Annotated in this window: 17 protein-coding genes; 12 read left to right on the forward strand and 5 right to left on the reverse strand. The window is 58.8% G+C overall.

All coding sequences use genetic code 11. The features are described from left to right. The first annotated feature begins 5 nt into the window (after positions 1–5). From flgG to CLU84_RS21535, 12 genes are all read left to right on the forward strand, one after another. On the forward strand, positions 6–788 hold the full coding sequence (gene flgG / locus CLU84_RS21480; protein WP_099739992.1) for a flagellar basal-body rod protein FlgG: 783 nt from the start codon (positions 6–8) through the stop codon (positions 786–788). Positions 789–958: 170 nt separating this feature from the next. Further along, the gene (locus CLU84_RS21485; protein ID WP_099739993.1) at positions 959–1,672 is read left to right on the forward strand and encodes a flagellar basal body L-ring protein FlgH; all 714 of its coding nucleotides are present in this window, start codon (positions 959–961) and stop codon (positions 1,670–1,672) included. A gap of 20 nt (positions 1,673–1,692) precedes the next feature. After that, a complete protein-coding gene (locus CLU84_RS21490; protein ID WP_099740109.1) occupies positions 1,693–2,841 on the forward strand; it encodes a flagellar basal body P-ring protein FlgI in 1,149 nt (382 codons plus the stop codon). Then, positions 2,838–3,884 carry a flagellar assembly peptidoglycan hydrolase FlgJ gene (gene flgJ, locus CLU84_RS21495; RefSeq protein WP_099739994.1) on the forward strand — a complete coding sequence of 349 codons (1,047 nt, stop codon included), beginning with the start codon at positions 2,838–2,840 and terminating at the stop codon, positions 3,882–3,884. The genes CLU84_RS21490 and flgJ overlap by 4 nt, the downstream gene beginning before the upstream one ends. Continuing rightward, positions 3,881–5,824: a flagellar hook-associated protein FlgK gene (flgK, locus tag CLU84_RS21500; RefSeq protein WP_099739995.1), complete on the forward strand. Its 1,944-nt coding sequence runs from the start codon at positions 3,881–3,883 to the stop codon at positions 5,822–5,824. Before flgJ ends, flgK begins: the two co-directional genes overlap by 4 nt. Before the next feature lie 23 nt (positions 5,825–5,847). Next, complete coding sequence (gene flgL, locus CLU84_RS21505) at positions 5,848–7,050, forward strand: flagellar hook-associated protein FlgL (protein ID WP_099739996.1); 1,203 nt, start codon at positions 5,848–5,850, stop codon at positions 7,048–7,050. A gap of 55 nt (positions 7,051–7,105) precedes the next feature. Then, positions 7,106–8,389: an HDOD domain-containing protein gene (locus tag CLU84_RS21510; protein WP_233210334.1), complete on the forward strand. Its 1,284-nt coding sequence runs from the start codon at positions 7,106–7,108 to the stop codon at positions 8,387–8,389. A 176-nt stretch (positions 8,390–8,565) separates the two neighbouring features. Next, on the forward strand, positions 8,566–9,741 hold the full coding sequence (locus CLU84_RS21515; protein ID WP_099739997.1) for a flagellar biosynthesis protein FlhB: 1,176 nt from the start codon (positions 8,566–8,568) through the stop codon (positions 9,739–9,741). Beyond that, positions 9,741–11,843 (forward strand): flagellar biosynthesis protein FlhA, encoded by a 2,103-nt coding sequence (gene flhA, locus CLU84_RS21520; RefSeq protein ID WP_099739998.1) that lies wholly within the window; start codon positions 9,741–9,743, stop codon positions 11,841–11,843. Before CLU84_RS21515 ends, flhA begins: the two co-directional genes overlap by 1 nt. Further along, positions 11,840–13,453 carry a flagellar biosynthesis protein FlhF gene (gene flhF / locus CLU84_RS21525; protein ID WP_099739999.1) on the forward strand — a complete coding sequence of 538 codons (1,614 nt, stop codon included), beginning with the start codon at positions 11,840–11,842 and terminating at the stop codon, positions 13,451–13,453. The genes flhA and flhF overlap by 4 nt, the downstream gene beginning before the upstream one ends. Beyond that, positions 13,446–14,303 (forward strand): hypothetical protein, encoded by an 858-nt coding sequence (locus tag CLU84_RS21530; RefSeq protein ID WP_099740000.1) that lies wholly within the window; start codon positions 13,446–13,448, stop codon positions 14,301–14,303. Before flhF ends, CLU84_RS21530 begins: the two co-directional genes overlap by 8 nt. A 5-nt stretch (positions 14,304–14,308) precedes the next feature. Then, positions 14,309–15,028: an RNA polymerase sigma factor FliA gene (locus CLU84_RS21535; protein WP_099740001.1), complete on the forward strand. Its 720-nt coding sequence runs from the start codon at positions 14,309–14,311 to the stop codon at positions 15,026–15,028. A 222-nt stretch (positions 15,029–15,250) separates the two neighbouring features. Here the strand turns inward: CLU84_RS21535 and CLU84_RS21540 are convergent, their stop codons facing one another. The 5 genes from CLU84_RS21540 to CLU84_RS21560 form a co-directional block, all read right to left on the reverse strand. Then, positions 15,251–15,550: a flagellar protein FliT gene (locus CLU84_RS21540; protein WP_099740002.1), complete on the reverse strand. Its 300-nt coding sequence runs from the start codon at positions 15,548–15,550 to the stop codon at positions 15,251–15,253. A gap of 4 nt (positions 15,551–15,554) precedes the next feature. After that, entirely contained in the window at positions 15,555–15,968 is a 414-nt protein-coding gene (gene fliS / locus CLU84_RS21545; protein WP_099740003.1) for a flagellar export chaperone FliS, read from the reverse strand. Positions 15,969–16,061: 93 nt separating this feature from the next. Next, positions 16,062–17,501 (reverse strand): flagellar filament capping protein FliD, encoded by a 1,440-nt coding sequence (fliD, locus tag CLU84_RS21550; RefSeq protein WP_099740004.1) that lies wholly within the window; start codon positions 17,499–17,501, stop codon positions 16,062–16,064. A 165-nt stretch (positions 17,502–17,666) separates the two neighbouring features. Beyond that, positions 17,667–18,839, reverse strand: coding sequence for a flagellin (locus CLU84_RS21555; protein ID WP_099740005.1), 1,173 nt, complete (start codon positions 18,837–18,839; stop codon positions 17,667–17,669). Positions 18,840–19,148: 309 nt separating this feature from the next. Further along, entirely contained in the window at positions 19,149–20,327 is a 1,179-nt protein-coding gene (locus CLU84_RS21560; RefSeq protein ID WP_099740006.1) for a flagellin, read from the reverse strand. Positions 20,328–20,488 lie beyond the last annotated feature (161 nt).

Genomic DNA, 20,488 nt, shown 5'->3' on the forward strand with positions numbered 1-20,488 from the left:
TCCCCATGATTAATTCGCTGTTCATCGCCAAGACCGGTATGGAAGCCCAGCAGACCCAGCTGGACGTCATCTCGCACAACCTGGCCAACGTTTCGACCACCGGTTACAAGCGTGCCAACGCGGTGTTTGAAGATCTGATTTATCAAAATCTGCGCCAGGTCGGTTCGCAGACAACCGAACAAAACCAGCTGCCCACAGGCCTGCATCTGGGTCTGGGTGTGCGCACCGTGGCGACCTCGCGCAATTTTTTGCAGGGCAGTCTGCAGCAGTCCAGCAATGCGCTGGATGTGGCCATCAATGGCAACGGTTTCTTTGAAGTCAATATGCCCGACGGCACCATTGCCTATACCCGCGATGGCTCGTTTGAGGTCGATGCGCAGGGCCAGCTGGTGACCTCCAGCGGCCTGCCTGTGGCCAATGGCATCACCATTCCTCAAGGCGCTACCAAGATTTCGATTAGTCATGACGGCGTGGTCAGTGCCACCATGCCCGGTCAGACTGCACCGCAGCAGGTTGGCAATATTGCGATGAGCCAGTTCATCAATGCAGCCGGTCTGGAGCCGCGAGGCCAGAACCTCTATGTGGAAACAGCCGCATCGGGTCAGCCCCAGCAGGGCACACCCGGTACCAACGGCCTGGGCACGATTCAGCAAGGCTATCTGGAGGCATCGAACGTGAACGTGGTGCAGGAACTGGTGACCATGATCCAGACCCAGCGTGCATACGAGATGAATTCCAAAGCCATTCAGACTTCCGACCAGATGCTGGCCAAGCTGGCACAGCTCTGATTGATCACTATGCATTAAGGAGCTGCTTGCGCTTGCTGTGTTTGATTTTTGAATGAAATCATTATTCAAACCCATAAAAGACAAGCGCTAGAAGCTCTGCTTTCAATAGCGTGCATCGCGCACGCCAAGGGCAAAAGGGCCAAGCACCTGACTGCCAAGGACTTGTTGCCATGTTCAAAGCCACTGTTTCAAATCTCTCCACCGCAAGCGCCATCGCAATGGCATTGCTGGCGTCCGGCTGTGCTCTTTCGCCCAACGCGCCGCCGCCGGTGGATATGCCTGTGGCCACCACGCCGCCCGTGCTGCAGCCGCGCGATCAGGTCGCGCAAGCGCCTTCTGGCAGTCTGTTCAATGCCTCGCGCTATCGCCCGGCGTTTGAAGACCGGCGTGCGCGCATCGTTGGTGATCTGGTGACGGTGCAGATTGTGGAGAGCGTGACGGCGCGCCAGAATCAGGACTCTGGTGTGGCGCGCAAGAACAGTCTGGGTGCAGGGGTCTCTGCGCTGCCTTTCTTCAAAGGTGGTGCAACTCAAACGATCAAAGACAGCCTCAATGCAGAGCTGAGCAGCGATGCAAGCTTTAGCGGAAAAGGCTCTACCAGCAACGTCAATACCTTCAGCGGCACCATCAGCACCACGGTGGTCGATGTGTTGCCCAACGGCCATCTGGTCGTTGCGGGTGAGAAACAAGTGGGCGTGAACCAGAACGTGGATGTACTGCGCTTTACGGGCACGGTGGACCCGCGCTCGCTGCGCCCTGGCAGCATGGTTGCATCCAATCAGGTGGCCAACGTTCGGGTGGAATCACGCGGGCGTGGACAGGGTAGTGAAGCCCAGTCAATTGGCTGGTTGTCACGGTTCTTTTTGAACGTTATGCCGTTCTGATTCTTCCGAGAATGGGCGGTATGAAAGTACTGTCCACGCTCCTGTCACTGCGCTCGGCACGCACTACCCTGATGGTGGTTGCCGTCCTGGGTGCTTGCGGGCTCACCCTGCCTGCACATGCCACACGCATCAAAGAGGTTGCAGCCATCCAGGGCGTGCGCAGCAACCAGTTGACGGGCTATGGCTTGGTCGTTGGCCTTGATGGCACGGGCGATCAGACCACGCAGATGCCCTATACCAAGCAGGCGCTGGCTAACTATCTTGAACAAATGGGCATCTCGCTGCCCGCTTCAGGCAACGCTGCGCAGCTGCAGCTGAAGAACGTTGCCGCGGTCATCATCACCGGCGAGTTGCCTGCCTTTGCCCAGCCGGGCCAGTCCATCGACATCAATGTTTCATCCATGGGCAATGCCAAGTCGCTCAAGGGCGGCACCTTGGTTGCCACGCCACTGCGTGGTGCGGATGGTGAGATTTACGCGCTGGCACAGGGCAATGTGGTGGTCGGCGGCGCAGGCGCTGCAGCCGGAGGTTCCAAGGTTCAGGTCAATCACCTGAGTGCGGGTCGCGTGCCAAGGGGCGCGCAGGTCGAGCGTTCGGTACCTAGCCCCATCAATGAAGGCAACAGCATCACGTTGGGGCTCAATCAAACGGATTTCCAGACGGCTGACAAGGTGGTCCGCGCCATTAATCAGCGCATGGGATCGGGCACCGCTACGGCGCTGGATGGACGCACGGTGCAGGTCAATGCGCCGGCAGACCCCGGTTCGCGCGTGCGCATGATTGCCGAAATTCAGGAAATGCCCATCGAGGTATCGAAGCCTGCGGCCAAGGTCGTCATCAATGCGCGCACCGGCTCCATCGTGCTCAATCAAGCGGTGACACTGGGCCCCTGCGCCATTGCGCACGGCAATCTGTCCATCACCATCAGCACCACACCGGTTATCAGCCAGCCTGCACCGTTCTCGCAAGGGCAGACTGTGGTGGCGCAGAGGTCTGATATTCAGGTCAAGCAAGAGCCTGGCCAAGTTATCAACATGCCTAACTCGCCCCAGTTGACGGATGTGGTGCGGGCGCTGAATTCTCTGGGCGCTACGCCCCAGGATTTGCTGGCAATCTTGCAGGCCATCAAGGCTGCAGGTGCCATGGATGCCGAGCTGGAGGTGATATGAGCACGTCTTTATCTCAATCCTCATCTTTGGCTGCGAATAATGCGCTGGCCGTTGATGCACGCTCGCTCAATGCTCTTAAAACTGCAGCAGGCGAGAACAACCCGCAGGCGGTGCGCGAGACGGCCAAGCAGCTTGAATCGCTGTTCATGCGCGAGATGATCAAGAGCATGCGCGAGGCGACCATGAAGTCCGGCTTGCTTGATAGCGCGCAGGGCAATCTCAGCACCGACCTGCTCGATCAGCAGCTTTCCGTGGCCATGGCCGGCCAGCCCGGTGGGCTGACGGACGCGATCAGCAAACAGCTGGCACGCACCATGGGTGTAGAGGCGGCGGATGATGCGGAAATCGCTGTCCCCTCGACCCTGAGCATGAGTCGCAGTGCCTGGCGCAATGTGGGCAGCAACGGCGCATGGAGCGGTAGCCGTGCACAGGCCACGCAGTCCGTGAACGCCTATGCACCAGCGCCCAAGGGGCGCGATAACTTTGTGACGGCGCACAACAGCGCCGCGCAGCGCATTGCCAGTGAAAGCGGCATTCCTGCCCATTACATGATTGGTCAGGCCGGACATGAAACCGGCTGGGGCAAGAGCGAAATCCGCAACAAGGATGGCAGCAACTCCTTCAACCTGTTTGGCATCAAGGCCGGGGGCAGCTGGACGGGCAAGGTGGCCGAGGTCACGACTACCGAATACATCAACGGTGCGCCCAAAAAGATCACGGCCAAGTTTCGCGCCTATGACTCGTTTGAAGAGTCGTTCCGTGACTACGCACGCCTGATCGGCAGCAGCCCGCGCTATGAAAAAGCCATGGCCCAGACGGGCTCTGCACAGGCTTACGCCAGCGAGCTGCAAAAAGCCGGCTACGCCACCGACCCGGCTTACGCACAAAAGCTCAGCCGCGCCATTCAGAGCGTGCAGCAGGTCAATGTCGCTGCAGCCAATAGCAATGTGAACAGCGCTGCCCAAGTTGCCAGCCGCAGTAGCGTCGGCATTGGTGGCAATCGCGCTGCTCCGATCAACAAGATCAACGAGAACCAGTCATGAGTCTTCTGAATGTGGGCGCGCGCGCCCTGATGGCCAACCAGCTTGCCCTGCAGACAGCAGGAAACAATATTGCCAACGTCAATACCGCAGGCTACTCGCGTCAGACGGTGGCGTTTCAGACAGCGGTCGGCCAAAACATGGGCAATGGCTATATCGGCAATGGTGCCGATATAGCCACCGTCATGCGCAACTTCAGCGAGCTGCTGAATCGTCAGGCCACGGCTGCCAAGGCGGTAGGCGCTGCTGATACGGCTCGTTCGCAGTCGCTTAACCAGCTGCAGGAAGTGTTCTCAGGCGGTAGCAATGGTCTGGGCGCAGCGATTAACGGCATGATGAATGCGTTCGCCGATGTGAGCAGCGCCCCCACCGATTCATCGGCGCGCCAGGTCGTGCTGACACGAATGAACGAGCTGGCCGCACGCTTTCGCTCGGCATCAGCCCAGCTCGATGAGATGGACTACAGCACGCGCCAGCAGATGAGCAATGACGTGAATGTGGTCAACAGCCTGTCCGAGCAGGTGGCGACCCTGAACGGGCAGATAAGTCGTGCCATGGCCACAGGCCACACGCCCAACGATTTGCTGGATCAGCGTGACCAGTTGGTGCGCGATATCAACAAATATGTGCAGACCTCGCAGGTCGACGGGGGCGATGGCTCCATCAGCCTGTTTGTGGGCGGCAGCCAGCCGCTGGTGCTGGGGCTGGATTCCGCCAAGCTCAGCATGCAGGAGTCGACCCAGTACCCGGGCAGCGGCAAGATGAGCCTGTACTTTCAGCAGCAGGGCGGCCAGCCGGTAGAGCTGACGCCTGCCATGACCGGTGGCGGTGAAATTTCGGGTCTGCTGCAGTTTCAGAACAACGATCTGGCCGAGGGCCGCAACCTGCTGGGCCGCATGGCGATTGCCATTGGCGATACGCTCAATACGCAAAATCAGCTGGGTTTGACCTTGTCTGGAAAGCCGGGTGGGGCGCTGTTCAATATTCCGATGACGACGACGGGTGCCACCACGGGTGCTCAGTGGGAGCAGCCCAATACGCCCACGGTCACGGTCAAGGACTCTAGCCAGCTCAAGGCGTCTGATTACAAAATCGCGTTTGGTGCCGATGCGCCCAAGGGTCAGGTCGTAAGACTGTCCGATGGACAGTCCACTGCCTTCAACGATCTGGCTGACCTCAAGAGCAAGAGCATTGATGGTTTGCAGTTTGACCTCAAAAATGAAGGTCTGGCTGGTCAGTCCGTGCTGTTCAGCCCCGTGGCAAAGGCTGCGCATGATATTCAGTCGGTGGTGCACTCCGGCAATGATCTGGCCGCGGCCAACCCCGTGTCGGCCAAGATCAATTCGCTGGGGGATGCAGCATTGCGCATGTCCAGCCTGACGGTGGAAAAAGGCTTTTCAGGCGCTCTGCCGACAGGCACGACCCTGTCTTTCTCTGCTGGTGCCAATGGCTCGGTCACTTACACCATCAGTCCAGCACCGACAGGTGTGGCGGCCACTGGCACTTATGTGTCGGGTCAGGCGATTGCGCTGGCACCGGGTCTCAAGGTCACGCTTAGCGGAACCCCGGCTATCGACGGCTCCAGCAGCGACAGCGTGAGTTTTGCGCCCAATACCTTCTACAGCTCGGACACCGGCAACGCCAGCTCCTTCCTGTCCTTGCGCGATGTCGTGATTTTTGATGGTGCCACGACGCTCAGTGATGGCTTCTCGACCACCATGGCGCAGATTGGTACGCGCACACAAAGCGCGGCCTATGCCGCCAAGTTGTCGGAAACCATTGCCAAGAATCTGGAAAGTGACCGAACAGCGGTATCGGGCGTCAATCTCGATGAAGAGGCCGCCAAGCTGCTGCAGTTTCAGCAGGCCTATCAGGCCTCGGCCAAGATGCTGCAGGTGGCCCAGGGCATTTTTGACAGCGTGATTCAGGCCGTTGGCCGTTAACCCATGACCACTGGAGAACAGGCATGAGCATTAACCGCATTGGCACGGCCAATATGTATGACAGCACCATCAGCAACCTGGGCTCGCGTCAAAGCAGTCTGGTCGATCTGATGGAAAAGACAACGGCTGGCAAGCGCGTGCTGCGCGCCAGCGATGACCCTGTTGCAGCAGCACAGGCTGAGCGTGCGCGCACCCGCATCACCCGCTCTGAAAACGAGCAGCGCGTGCTGGGTTCCCAGCGTGACGTGATTGCTCAGGGCGAATCTGAGCTGGGCAAGGCCCATGGTGCCTTGCAGGACTTTCGGGATCTGCTGCTTCAGGCCGGTAACGGCTCTTACGATCAGGTGGCCCGTGATGCGCTGGTGCAGCAGATGGAAAGCCTGCGCGATCAGATTCTGGGCTACGCCAACGCCAAGGACTCCAATGGGTTGCCCATCTTCCGTGGGCTGGGCAGCTCCGATACACCTTTGCAAAGCGTTCCACCGGGCGCACAAAGCTCGCTCAACCCCGGACAGAACACCGGCAGTGACAATGGCCTTCCTATTTCGCTGGACGGCCATGCTGTATGGCTCAACGTACCTACGGGTAACGGCGTTTTTGAAGTCGGTAGCGGCGCATCCAACGCTGGCAAGGCCTGGGCGGATGCGGGATCGATCACCGACCCAAGCAAGGTGACGGGCGACAGCTATACGCTGGTGTTCACCAAGGATCCCACGTCTGGAGCGGTCAGCTATGTGATCAATTCCAGCGCTGGTACGTCCACACCTTCGGCCGCCTACAAAGCGGGTGAGGCGATCACCATCAATGGTCAGCAAATCGTTCTCAAGGGCGAGCCCGCCAATGGCGACAGCTTCACCATGGCACCCAGCAAGCGCACCGATATCTTCACGGTGCTTGATCAGGCTATCAGCACAGTCAAGAGCGGTACCAACGGATCTGCAGCGCTGCAGCAGGGTCTGGGGCGCGCCATGAGCGAGCTGGACTCTGGCATGAACCGCGTGCAGGCTGTTCGCAGCTATGCGGGCGATCAGCTCAAGCGTGCGGATCGACTTGAGTCGGACATGAAAGATCAGGCGCTGACGCAAGAAGGAGCACGCTCACGTGCAGAAGATATCGATATGATCACTGCGCTGTCGGATGTGGAGACGCAAAAGGTGGGCCTGCAAGCCGCCTTGCAGTCTTATGCGCAGATGCAGAAGCTCTCTCTTTTCAACTACATCAGCTGATCGCGGCGGGCCTGGCCCGTCTTGATGGCTTGCATGTCACCAGCCCACGCGTTTCATGGTCCAGTCTGCTCTCAGTTCTTTGACACTTGGCTACCGGCCGCTCTGGGGTCGTGCGCGGCGTCTGGCGGGGATTCAGCTTTATGTGCATGAAGACCCCGGCACCAGCGCCGATCTGGCGCACTTTCTGCGCAGCGTGGATGAAATCTGGAGCCGGCAAGCGCCGCCGCTGCTGATATCGCCTCAGTCCCGCCAAGTTTTGTGCAATCTGCTCGAGCATGCGCCGCAGGGCAGTCCGTGGATTGAGGTGCGCGGCGACTGGCTGGCGCAAGATGAAGGCATTTACGCGTTGGTGCAAAAAGCCAAGGCCCGTGGGCTGATGCTGGTCTGGGCTGGCGGTCTGGCCGATGTGCCCGATGCCGATGCCGCCCGCTGTTTTGCCAGCAGCTTGCTGAGCCTGCCGCCTGAGGGTGCCAGCGGCATTGCCAATAGCGTGAGAGAAGCTTCTGCCCAGGCATCGCTGCCCGTCAAAACTGCAGACAAGCCACAAGCGGCTCCATTTTTTGCGAGCCCGCCGCTGAATCTGCTCAATGGGCAGATGTATGAGGGGCTGCAGAGTCTGGCGCTGGCGCAAGCCTGCCTTGATGACTATGAAGCCGCTGCCGTGGCGGGCTGGCCTGTGGCTGACACCATGCAGGCCTATCGCCTGCAGCAGCCCCAGCCGTCGCGCGATGCGCTGTTCAGGCTGATGAAAGCCATCGACAAAGAGCAGTCGCTTGATGTGATGGAAGAAATTCTGGGCTCAGACCCGGTGCTGGCCTATCGTTTTTTGCTCTATACCAACTCGGCCGCTCTGGGCCTGCGCCGCGGCGTGGATTCGCTGCGCCGTGGGCTGGTCATGCTGGGACTGGGCACACTGGAGCGCTGGCTGGCAGACCAGTTGCCCCATGCCTGTGTGGAGCAAGACCTGGTGCCGCTGCGCACCCAGGTGGTGCTGCGCGCCAAGCTGGCCGAGGAGCTGATTGAAGCCGGGGTGAGTCTGGACCTGCAGCGTGAGATGTATCTGTGCAGCCTGTTCTCGCAGCTGGATTTGATGCTGCACGAGCCGGTTGCCAACATCCTGCGCCGCACGCCGCTGAACGAGCGCATTTTTGATGCCATCGTCACGCGCTCCGGCCCTTATGCCGCCGTGCTGCAGATGAGTCAGGCGCTGGAAGGGCGCGACCCGGCCCCCATTCGCCAGTTGCGCGAGCAAGAAGGCTGGGAGGCTGAAGACCTCAATCGCATGCTGCTGCGCATGCTCAGCGCGCTGAAGCTGGGCATGCCCCAACTTCAGTCTTAAGAAAATTTTGTATAAAAGAAGGCTCTAGCCTTTAAGAATAAAGCGCAAGCAGCTATCAAAAACGATAGCTCCGCTTGCGCTTTAGTCGCGCATAAACAGGGCTTGGCTGCCGCTTATCCGCGCATTGCACGGGCGCCAGATTCGGACAATCTGGCTATCCCATCCGTCCGTGCGCCATGTCCGAATCCCAAGACAAAAATCTACCCGCTACCGAGCGCAAGCTGCAGAAAACGCGAGAAGACGGTCAGGGTGCGCGTTCGCGCGATCTCTCGCATCTGGCGATTCTGGGTACTGGTGCATTGCTGATGCTGATGGGCACGCAGCCCCTGATCAATTACATGCGCGAAGCCGTGGCCAAGCAACTGGTGTTCAACGCCGCAGCGGCGAAGACGCCCGCCATGATGCTGGAGCGTATGCAGCCCATGCTGCTGCTGGGCCTGAGCGTGGCTGTGATTTTTGCGCTGGTGACCACCGGCGCATCGGTGCTGTCGGGTGTGGCCGCAGGCGGCTGGATCTTCAGCTTCAAGCCCATCGAGCCTAAATTCAGCAAGCTCAGCCCCTTGTCGGGCCTCAAAAATCTGTTTTCCAAGCAGCAGATGACCACCGTGGTCAAGATGGTGCTGATGACCATTGTTCTGAGCTTTGTGGCCTGGAAGTACATGAGCGCGAACATTGCCGAAATTGCGTCGGTATCGGCCCAGCCATCGCCCATGGCACTGTCCATGGTGGGCTCCTGGCTCAGCACCGGCGTCACGCTGCTGCTGGTCGTGGTGCTGCTTGTGGCGGTGATTGACGTGCCGCTGCAGGCCTTTCTGTTCAAGTCGCGTCTGAAGATGAGCCATGAGGAAGTCAAGCAGGAACACAAGGAATCTGACGGCAACCCTCAGCTCAAGGGCAAGCTGCGCCAGAAGCAGCGCGAGATTGCCGATCGCGCCAGTGTTTCCGCCGTGCCTCGTGCTGACTTTGTGGTCACCAACCCCACGCACTACGCCGTAGCGCTGCGCTATGACGACGCCACCATGGCCGCACCGCAGGTGATTGCCAAGGGCACAGATCTGGTGGCGCTCAAGATTCGTGAAATTGCGGGCACGCACAAGATTCCCGTGCTGGAGTCGCCCATGCTGGCGCGTGCGCTCTATGCCCATGCCGATCTGGATCAGGCCATTCCCTCCGGTCTCTACACGGCGGTGGCGCAAGTGCTGGCCTATGTCTATCGCCTCAAGGCCGCATTGAGCGGCCAAGGCCCCATGCCTGAAGAGTTGGGCGAGCCCCCGGTGCCGGTGGAGCTGGATCCGCAGCGCGGTCGAACCCAGTCCGCAGATGCGGCTGCGCAGCAAGAAGGTAATGTGTGATGAAGTCCAATCCTCTGCAAATTTTTCAGAAATGGTCTGGCAACAATGCCGGCGCTCTGCAAGGGCTGACGGCTCCTCTTCTGGTCGTGGCCATCCTCGGCCTGATGGTGCTGCCGGTTCCCCCGTGGATGCTGGACACCTTCTTTACCCTCAACATCGCCGTGGCGTTGATGGTGATGATGGTGGCGGCCTACATGATCAAGCCGCTGGATTTTGCGGCCTTCCCATCGGTGCTGCTGCTGACCACGCTGATGCGCCTGTCGCTCAACGTGGCCTCCACCCGTGTGGTGCTGATGGAGGGTCACACCGGCCCCGGCGCTGCGGGCGCGGTGATTGAGGCGTTTGGTCACTTTCTGATTGGTGGCAACTTTGCCGTGGGTCTGATCGTGTTCAGTATTCTGGTGGTGATCAACTTTGTGGTGATTACCAAGGGCGCTGAGCGTATTGCTGAAGTCTCGGCCCGCTTTACGCTGGACGCTATGCCCGGCAAGCAGATGGCTGTAGATGCCGATCTGAACGCCGGCCTGATCGACGAAAAAGAAGCCAAGCGTCGCCGTGCCGAGGTGGGTGAGGAAGCCAATTTCTTCGGCTCCATGGACGGTGCCAGCAAGTTTGTGCGCGGCGATGCGATTGCCGGCATCTTGATTCTGGTGATTAACGTGATTGGTGGCCTGATCATCGGCATGGTGCAGCACGGCCTGTCAGCCGAGCAAGCGGCAAACAGCTACATTCTGCTGGCCGTGGGAGATGCGCTGGTGGCGCAGATTCCGGGTCTGCTGATCTCGGTGGCGTCGGCTATGGTGATCTCGCGCGTGGGCAAAGATGCAGATATGGGCCGCCAGATCGTGCAGCAGCTTTTCATGTCGCCCAAGGTGCTGGGCATTACAGCGGGCGTGATGATTATGTTGGGCCTGATCCCTGGCATGCCGCACACGGTGTTTCTGCTCATGGGCGCACTGCTGGGCTGGGGCGCATGGTCGCTCGATAAAAAAGAAAAAGCCCGAGTGGCTGAGCAAAGCAGCGCCCCCGCGCCGCAGCAGCAACAGGCGCAGGCCGATGGTGAAGCCACCTGGGACGATCTGCAGCCCGTGGACCTGCTGGGGCTGGAGCTGGGCTACCGTCTGATTGCGCTGGTGGACAAAAGCCGTCAAGGCGACTTGCTGACCCGTATCAAGGGTGTGCGCCGCAAGTTTGCGCAGGAGGTGGGATTTTTACCGCCCGCCGTCCATGTGCGTGACAACCTCGAACTCAAGCCCAGCGCTTACCGCATGACCCTGCGCGGCGTGATGGTGGGCGAGGGCGAGGCCTTCCCCGGCATGTTTCTTGCGATCAACCCCGGTGGCATCACCACTCCGTTGATCGGCACAGCCACGACTGATCCGGCGTTCGGCTTGCCAGCCCATTGGATCGATGAACGGCAAAAGGAAGCGGCACAAATGGCCGGTTTTACCGTCGTTGATTCGGAAACTGTGATGGCCACGCATTTGTCACACTTGATGCAAGTGCACGCGGCCAAGTTGCTGTCTCGTACCGAGACGCAGCAACTGGTCGATCACGTGGCCAAGCTCGCTCCCAAACTCATTGAAGAAGTCATCCCGAAAATGGTGCCCATCACAACGTTCCAGAAAGTCCTCCAGCTGCTGCTGGAGGACTCTGTGCACATTCGTGATATCCGCACCATCATCGAGACGCTGGCCGAAAACGCCACGCAGACGACCGACCCGGTGGAGCTGGCGCGTCGCGTGCGCATTGCGCTGTCGCCTGCCATCGTGCAGCAGATCTACGGCCCCACTCGTGAGCTCAATGTGATTGCCATCGAGCCCGGTCTGGAGCGCCTGCTGGTGCAGGCACTGTCGAATCCCAATGCCCCATCGCTGGACCCCGGCGTGGCGGAAATTCTCACACAAAAAGCGGTCGATGTCGCCAACCAACAGGAAGAGCTGGGCCTGCCCGCCTGCCTGCTGGTACCAGACGCGATCCGCAACTCTCTTTCTAAGCTGCTGCGCCGTGTGGCGCCGCGTCTGCAGGTGCTCGCACACAGCGAGATTCCCGAGACGCACACCATTCGCATCGGCCCGATTCTTAAAGGTGCATCCGCATGAACATCAAACGCTTTTACGCCCCTACCGCCCGTGAGGCACTGGCCAAGGCGCGCATGGTTTTTGGCGATGGCACCCTGATTCTCTCCAACCGTCAGACGCCTGATGGAGTGGAAGTCATGGCCACGGCTGAAGAAACGCTGAAGGACATGGATGCAGGTCTTGAGAGCAGCTCTCCCCTGCAGCAAGCATTGGAGCGCCGTGCTGCCGATGAAAGCATGGGCTTGCGCAAAGAGCGTGCGCCCAAGCGCGCCGAAGGCCGCAGCGAAGGTATGAGCACGCTAGACCATGTGTTGGCTCGCCAAACTGCGAAGGAAGAGCAGGCCCGCGAAATGAAAAGCCAGGTGCAGAGCCAGGCCGCGCCAGTCAAACCCATCAAGGAGCTGGCCCAGCATTCCGTGCAGGACGATGTGGAAGAGCTCTCCATGAGCACGCTGACCTTCCAGGACTATGTGCGCGAACGTATGCTGCGCCGCCGCCATGAATCGTCGCTGGAGAGCAGTGATGCGCTGCCCACTTTCGCCCAGCGCGTGCAGGATCGCAACAGCGAACGCCCCGCCATGGCCACCAAGGCAGCGCCTGCCAACGTGGGTGTGGCACGCCACAACCCGATGCGCCCCGAGCCGATTCAGACCAAGGAAAGCATCACCAAGGCAGCGCCAGCAGCGGCTCCTCAGAACTTCATGGCTGAGATGCAGTCCATGAAGGACTTGATTGAAGAGCGCTTCAACACCCTGACCTGGCTGGGCCAGACGCGCCAGAACCCCATTCAGTCCAGCCTGATGCACAAGCTCATCCGCGCTGGCTACTCACCTGCACTCTCGCGCGCGCTGATTGAGCGCCTGCCTGCATCGTTGTCTGCGGGTGATGCTGTGCGCTGGCTCATGCAGGTGCTTGAGCGAAACCTGCGCACCGATGCTGCCCAGCCCGCTATTTACGATCAAGGCGGCGTGTTCGCACTGGTGGGTTCAACCGGCGTGGGCAAGACCACGACCACGGCCAAGCTGGCGGCGCTGTGCGCCGCCAAGCACGGCCCAGCATCTGTTGGCCTGATCACGCTTGACACCTACCGCATCGGCGGCCATGACCAACTGCGCACCTATGCACGCATGCTGGGCATGGTGGCCCACCAAGCCCACGACAAGGCCGCTCTGCAAGACCTTCTGGGTCTGCTGCAAAGCAAAAAAATGGTGCTGATCGACACCACAGGCGTGGCCCCACGCGACCCGCGTAAAGACGAAATCATGGATGTGCTTGCCATCGACGGCGTGCAGCAACTGCTGGCCGTCAACGCAGCGGCACAAGGCGATGCACAGGACGACGTCATGCAGGCCTTCAAGGCCCGTGGCTCGCATCAGGCCATCCTCACCAAGGTCGATGAAGCCGTGAAGATCGGCCCATCGGTCGACACCCTGATTCGCCACCAGATTCAGTTGCGCGGAGTGACCAACGGCCAGCGTGTGCCTGAAGACTGGGAGCGCGCTAGCGCCCAGTTGCTGGTATCGGCCTCCATGCGCTCAGCGGTCAAATCCGCATTTGATCCGCAGTCGCTGGATCTGGACTTCTTCTTCACCCCTTCGTCTGCCAACGGCATCGAGGCGGCTCATGCTTGAGCGACGCTCCCCCTTGCATCAGGGCATGGCCCTGCATGTCAGCGATGCGAGCACTGCCGGTCTGCGCGTGCTGGCCATGCTGCAAAGCGCCTCGGGTGCGGCGGCAGAGCAGGCTGTGCTCTGGCCGCTGTGCGCCCAGTTGCAGCGCCTTGGGCAAAAAGTACTGGTGATGGATGGCAGCCAGACAGAATCCCTGCATACGCCGGGCCTTGCGCAACTGCTGGTGCAGCACGCATGGCAGGCGCAGGCCGGTCTGCGCTCTACCGTTAGCGATACCCAGTCCGTAGCCAGCCTGCCGGCACGCCAAGGGCTTAAAAAGCTCAAGGCCACGGCCGATGAAATGGGCATGGATTTATTGACGGCGCTGCAAGCCTATGTGCGCGGCTACACCACGGTCATCATCTATGCGAGCAATGAGGCATTGACGCCTCTGTTGCAAGGCCAGGGCCTGCAACCGCTGCTGGTCGTGCCGCCCGATGCAGAGCATTTGATTGACAGCTATCGGCAGCTCAAGCACCTTGCCGTGTTTGCTGGCGTGGAGTGCACGATTGCCGCGCTTGAGGCTCCGCTTGCCGAAAGCGGCCCGCAAAAATATGACTGGAGCCGCCAGCAAAGCAGCGTGCTCACAGCCAAGCAAAATGCTCAGGCACGCTTGCAGCGCCTGAACGCTTTGCTACAGTGTTCGCAGCGCCACTTGGGCGATGCACCGGTGCTTATGCGCCTGCGCTGGCGCCAAGCCAGCGATCTGCATCAGCTCACACTGCACATGCTCAAGACGGCCTGCATCCTGCCCATGCACACCCAGTCCGCAGCAGCTGCTGCGCCTGAATCTCTTGTCTGGAGCCATTGACTGCCATGTACACCGCCAAAGGCCAACTCGACCGCGACGCGCTGATTCGTCAGCATGTACCGCTTGTGCGTCGGATTGCCCTGCACATGATCGCCAAACTGCCGCCGAATGTGGAACTGGATGACTTGATCCAGGTCGGCATGATCGGCCTGGCCGAAGCGCTGTCGCGCTTCGAGAGCGAGCAAGGCGTGCAATTCGACACTTTCGCCAGCCAGCGCATTCGCGGAGCCATGCTCGATGAGCTACGCGAAGGCGACTGGATGAGTCGTAGCTCTCGTAAAAGTCAGAAGGATATTGAGCATGCGCTGAACCGTCTGGAGCAGCGCCTCGGCCGCTCGCCTCAGGAGTCAGAAATCGCGGCCGAGCTAGGCATGGCGCTGGACGATTACCAGTCTCTGCTGGGCAAGGTGCGCGGCACCCAGCTCGTCTACCTGGAAGACATTGGTGGTAGCGACGCTGACGGCAGCGACGACTATCTGGATCGCCATGTCGCCGACGCGGGTGCGGATCCCTTTGCGCTGCTGCGCGATCAGCGTTTGCGCTTGGCTCTGGTCGATGCCATCAAGAACCTGCCCGAGCGCGAGCAGTACGTGATGGGCATGTACTACGAGCACGACATGAACCTCAAGGAGATCGCCGCCGTGCTCGGCGTGACTGAATCCCGTGTCTGCCAGCTGCACAGCCAGGCCATTGCCCGGTTGCGCACCAAGATGCGCGCGCATTGATTGCCTTGGTTCGCTGTTAGCGAACCACTTCAGAAACCAGCCGCTATGGTTGCAGATATGGATCTGTTAACCAGGCGGCTTTTCTTTGGTCAGTACTTTTAATTAATAGCGGCTATCGATTGATGGTATTGCGCTTGAGGCCAATATTCATCTGAATAAAGACTCAAAGAGAAAGCCCTGAGGCATTGCTGCAGCAGGGCTTTTTTGCGGGAGATCCGGTGGTCAGTGCATCACATGCGGCTGGCCGTCAAACATATGCTCAAAAGTGGCCAGCCAGGGCTCGGCCAGTACGCGAATCTGAGCATCGTTGCGCAAGATGCGTTGCATGATGCGCGCCTTTTCCTTGCGCAGATCAGGGGCCAGTTTTTCATCACGAGAGCGAAAGCGCAACTGCTCAATCAGCACGGCACAAGTGCCCTCATAACGCGCAACACCATCCCAGTCTTTGTCCTGAGCGGCCTGCAGCATCTTGGCACTGCTCTCCTCAATGGCGCGGTAGAAGTCGATCAAAGTGTGCTCCATATTTTTAAGCACTGGCTGGAGCCGGTGCATTTGTTATTTCAGTCCAGCCCTGTGCCACGGTTCCCACAAGGTTTGCCACTTCGTCCACCATGCGGGCATCGTTGCGGGCATTGGCTAATGTCAGCTGTGTCGTGCAGTACTCATAAAGCGAGGCCAGATTGCCGGCCAGCTCGCCGCCTTTTTCTTGGTCCAGAGCACCCAGCAGGCCTTCCTGCAAAATACGAATGGCCTTGCTGATATGGCGCACTTTCTCGCTGATATCGCCGCGCTCAATCGCGCCACGAGCGGCGTTGATAGATGCCAGCAGGCCATCAAACAGCATCTTGATCAACTGCTGAGGTGATGCGCTGTCCACCATGGATTGCACGCCCACCTGACGGTAAGCCGACATTGCGCGCGCATTAGCTGTGGAAAACATCACGACACTCCTTAGATGCAGTTTCTCAAATTACTGCTTTTGTTATCGGCAGACTCAGAGGGGAATTAAGTCCTATCTTTAGCCCTTGATAGTTCAGCTGCTGGACTTGTTCCAAGCGGCGACCTGCTGGGTAATATAGGTATCCAGCGCGGACAAGCTCGCCATCTGTGTATCTAGCCGTGTGTATTGGGCACGAAGGCGTGTTTCATACGCGGTAATGCGCGAGCTCTGACGTTCTTGGTCCGTGGAGTTGCGTTTGAGCGACTGTTTGAGCGACGCATCCTTGGTCGCAAAAGTTCCATCTACAGACAGCAACCCGAAGGTGAAGTCTTTCAATCGCACAGCCAAACCATCCTCGTTGGCATCTTCCACATCCACCGCAAAAAATTTGGACATGCTCTCAGGATCCTTGAGAGCCTTGTCCAGCTTTGTGTCGTCAATTTTCAGCGTTCCATCCGTTTGAAAAGCGATGCCTATCTCTGACAAACTGCCAAACGCACTGTCTGCTCCGCCAGGTCCCGACACGATACGGCGCATAGCCGATTGCAGATTCACAGCAGTAGAGTCGCCTTGCAGCGTACCTGCCGTCTTGGCATCCTTGTCATAAGCGGTCATCGTCGTGAGCGCGCTGCTCAAGGCGTTGTATGACTCCACGAAGTTCTTGAGTGCCGTCTTCGCTGTTCCGCTGTCATTGGCAATGGTGATGCGCACAGGCACGGCATCCGCCGCCATCTTTTGCGATACCGTCAGCGTCACGCCTTCCGCCAAATCGGTGAACGTGGAGGTGTGCGAAGCCATCTGGATACCGTTGACGGTGGCCAGCGTATCCTGTGCCTGCACTGAACGATTCATGCTGCCAGCAGCATTGCCGCCATCGTAGGCAAATCGCTGCAGGCCCGCGCCTTGCGCTTCTACCTGGAACGCCGAATTGACACCCGTCGTCTTCGACTGCAACACCAGACGCTCGCCCGTGTGATCCTTGAGCACCGTGGCACTCACATCACCCTTGGCCGCATTGATCTTGGCTGCAATCTTGGCCAGCGAATCATCTTCGGCGGTGATATCCACAGAAAAGCTGACATTTGCACCGTCTTTGGTATTGGCCTGAAATCCACTGGAAACGCCGGAATTGGTCGTACCCCATTGCCCCATGGTGATGGTCAGCTTGCCCGTGCCCAAGGCTGTACCACTGGGTACCAAACCTGAGCCCACCGTCTGGCCTGCGGCCATTTGCGAGACAAACAAGTCGTACGTCGCTTGTACTGCCCCCGACGTGGCTGTTCCGCTAACGGTGCCGGTATTCGACGACGTCAAGGTATTGCCCAGCCAAGTGTCTTTTTTTGTCAGTTTGGCAGCCTGCTCCTGCAGGTTGGCAATTTGCGATTTCAGCTGACTAAAAGCCGAAATTTGGGTATTGATGCCACTGGCTTTGGTCTGCAAAGTGGTAAGTGGCTTGGACTCCAGCGCCACCAGTTGCGTGACAATTTTTTCGACATCCAGGCCACTGCCGAGACCAATCGAGCTGATACCCATACAAATCTCCCTCGCCGCAAACGCGCATGCGCGCAGCACACATGGTTTGCGCCATTGAATTGGTGGGCGGACCTATGAATCCCGCCACCTGTGGACAATGCTGCACACGATGTATCGGCCAAAAACCGAGCCACTTGAGTGCAGAAATTCGCCCTGTGATCCGAATTAACCTTGAAGCAGCTTGAGCACTTGCTGGGGCAACTGGTTGGCTTGGGCCACCATCGCCGTGCCAGCCTGCTGCAGAATCTGCGTACGGCTCAGATTGGCGGTTTCAGCCGCAAAGTCTGCATCCATGATACGGCTGCGTGAAGCAGAGAGGTTCTCGGCGTTGACGCTCAAATTTTCGACCGTGGTTTCAAAGCGGCTCTGAATCGCGCCCAGATCGGCACGTGCTCCATTGATGGCGCGCAAGGCAGCGTCCATGGCCACAATGGCGTTGTCGGACTCTGCGGTGGAATTAACACTCAACGCTGCAAAACCCGTTTGGGGCGTTCCGGGTGTTGCGGCCTTGTTCGCTGCGGTCAATCCCGTTTGAGCCGTCAGCGCAGCAGCATCTGTTGTGCCCGCAACTGCAATATTGATATCACCCGTTCCACCAGTCGCTGTGAGCTTGAGCTTGCCGTTGTCGTTGCTGGCAGTAACCCCGCTGTTGTGGCTTTGCAAATTGATCGCCTTGACCAGGCTGGTCATTCGCTCGGCGGGTGTCGTTGCGCTATCGTCCACGCTGATGGCTTGGGCATTGATGGTGAAATCAACTTTGGCAAAAGTACCCGCTGGAGCAACACCGGTGACAGGTGTTGCCGGCGTCGGCACACTCGTCCACGACCCCAATTTCTCCACGCTGGCATCCGCAATGCCAGCGATATCAATGGTCTGCCCCTGATTGGCACCCACTTGAAACGCCATATTGGTAAACGTGCCATCCAGCAGCTTGGTACCGTTGAACGAGGTATCGCGCGAAATACGGCTGATTTCCGCCTTGAGCTGCTGTACTTCTGCATCCAGCGCCGAGCGATCTTCTTGCGAATTGGTGGCATTGCGCGACTGAACAGCCAGCTCGCGAATGCGTTGCAAATTGCTGCCCACGGAACTCAAAGCACCTTCTGCAGTCTGCGCCAGCGAGATGCCGTCATTGGCATTGCGCATGGCCACTGACAGGCCACGCACCTGCGTGGTCATGCGCTCCGCAATAGCCAGACCGGCAGCGTCATCCTTGGCGCTGTTGATGCGCAAACCCGAGGACAGCCGCTGCATGGAGGTCGCCAGCTGACTTTGGGATGAGCTCAGACTGCGCTGTGCATTGAGTGACTGAATATTCGTATTGATGATGGCTGCCATGGCATGTGCTCCTGTTTCAAGCCAGTAAACCGGCGACGTACTTAGCCGTTTTCACGGCCAGCGCGTTCGCTGGCCCACGTGACCGGAAACGTCGACAAAAGTCTGGTATTCCGGGTACGAAGATTGTTGAGGCAAGCCACCTTGCATATAAGACCGAAAAGCGCCGCAAATTCCTGCTATTTTTGGGATTGAGCCATTAGAAAAAAATCGCCAAGAGCGCAAAAATCTCAAACTCCAGACGCAAAAAAGGCCTCCGAAGAGACCTTTTTGACAACCGCTGACAGCGTACTGCCAAAGAGAGTTACACAATTAACGCAGCAGGGACAGCACGCCTTGTGGCAGCTGGTTAGCCTGGGCCACCATGGCCGTACCGGCTTGCTGCAGAATCTGCGAGCGGCTCAGGTTGGCTGTTTCCGAAGCGAAGTCAGCATCCATGATGCGGCTTTTGGAAGCGGACAGATTTTCGCTGTTCACACTCAGGTTGGACACTACCGATTCAAAGCGGTTCTGAATGGCACCGAGGTCAGCACGTGCCGAGTTCACGGCCTTGAGGGCACCGTCCATGGCCAGAATGGCATTATCAGCACCATCAATAGTGGAGATGTCTACTCCTGCGAATCCATTACGAGCTTGGCCGCCGGAAACCACAGTTTCAGTCAAAGTACCCAGAGCGGCACCTGTGATATTGGTGTGGCCAGATACCTTGACTTCAGAAGTGCGTGCAGTCACCGTCATCGCACCAGTAGCCGACATGGAGATGCCAGCCAGTGCCTGCGCATTCTCTGTCTTGCTAGCCGCCAGATCGAACGCAGCCTTCAGGGCTGTACCAGCATCTGCAGCATTGCGCCCAGTTTCCGCATCGATTTCAATCTTCACGCCATTGATATTGAGGCTGGCTTTTTCTGCAGGGTTGGTGAAGGTTGCATCCGTACCCGCTGCGTAAGCAAAGCTTTTGACTTCCTTGGTCTTCCACGAGCCCAGATCGGAAGTCTTGGCGCTGACAACGCTGTCAATATTGATGGTCTGGCCTTGGTTGGCACCCACCTGGAATGCCTTGCTGGTAAATGAGCCATCCAGCAAGTTGGTGCCGTTGAAGTTGGTCGTCGTTGCGACGCGGTCAATTTCACTGACCAGCTGGGACACTTCCTTTTGCAAGGCATCACGATCTTCTGTGGAGTTCGTAGCATTGCGGGATTGCACAGCCAGTTCACGGATACGCTGCAGATTGGTACCAATGGTGCTCAAGGAACCTTCAGCTGTTTGAGCGAGCGAGACGCCGTCATTGGCATTTCGGGCTGCTTGATTCAGGCCGGTGACCTGAGTGCCCATGCGGGTAGCAATCGCCAGGCCTGCCGCGTCATCCTTTGCGCTATTGATGCGCATGCCGGACGACAGGCGCTGCATGGAAGTGGACAGCGAGGATTGCGAAGCACCCAGATTGCGCTGAGCGTTGAGCGACTGGATATTGGTGTTGATGGTCATTGCCATGATGCGAACTCCTTGATGCGATCAAAACGTCGCCGCCACAGTGACCTGAAGCATTTCAGGGTGGGCGGCGGCGGCAGCCCAATCCAGCACCCCAGCCTGCAGTTCCTTCGATGTTTGCTGCTGTGGCTCGCTGGTTACAGGGCTTTGTTTCCCTGTTGATG

Origin of the sequence: Comamonas sp. 26, assembly GCF_002754475.1 — a bacterium.
Taxonomy (GTDB): Bacteria; Pseudomonadota; Gammaproteobacteria; order Burkholderiales; family Burkholderiaceae_C; genus Comamonas.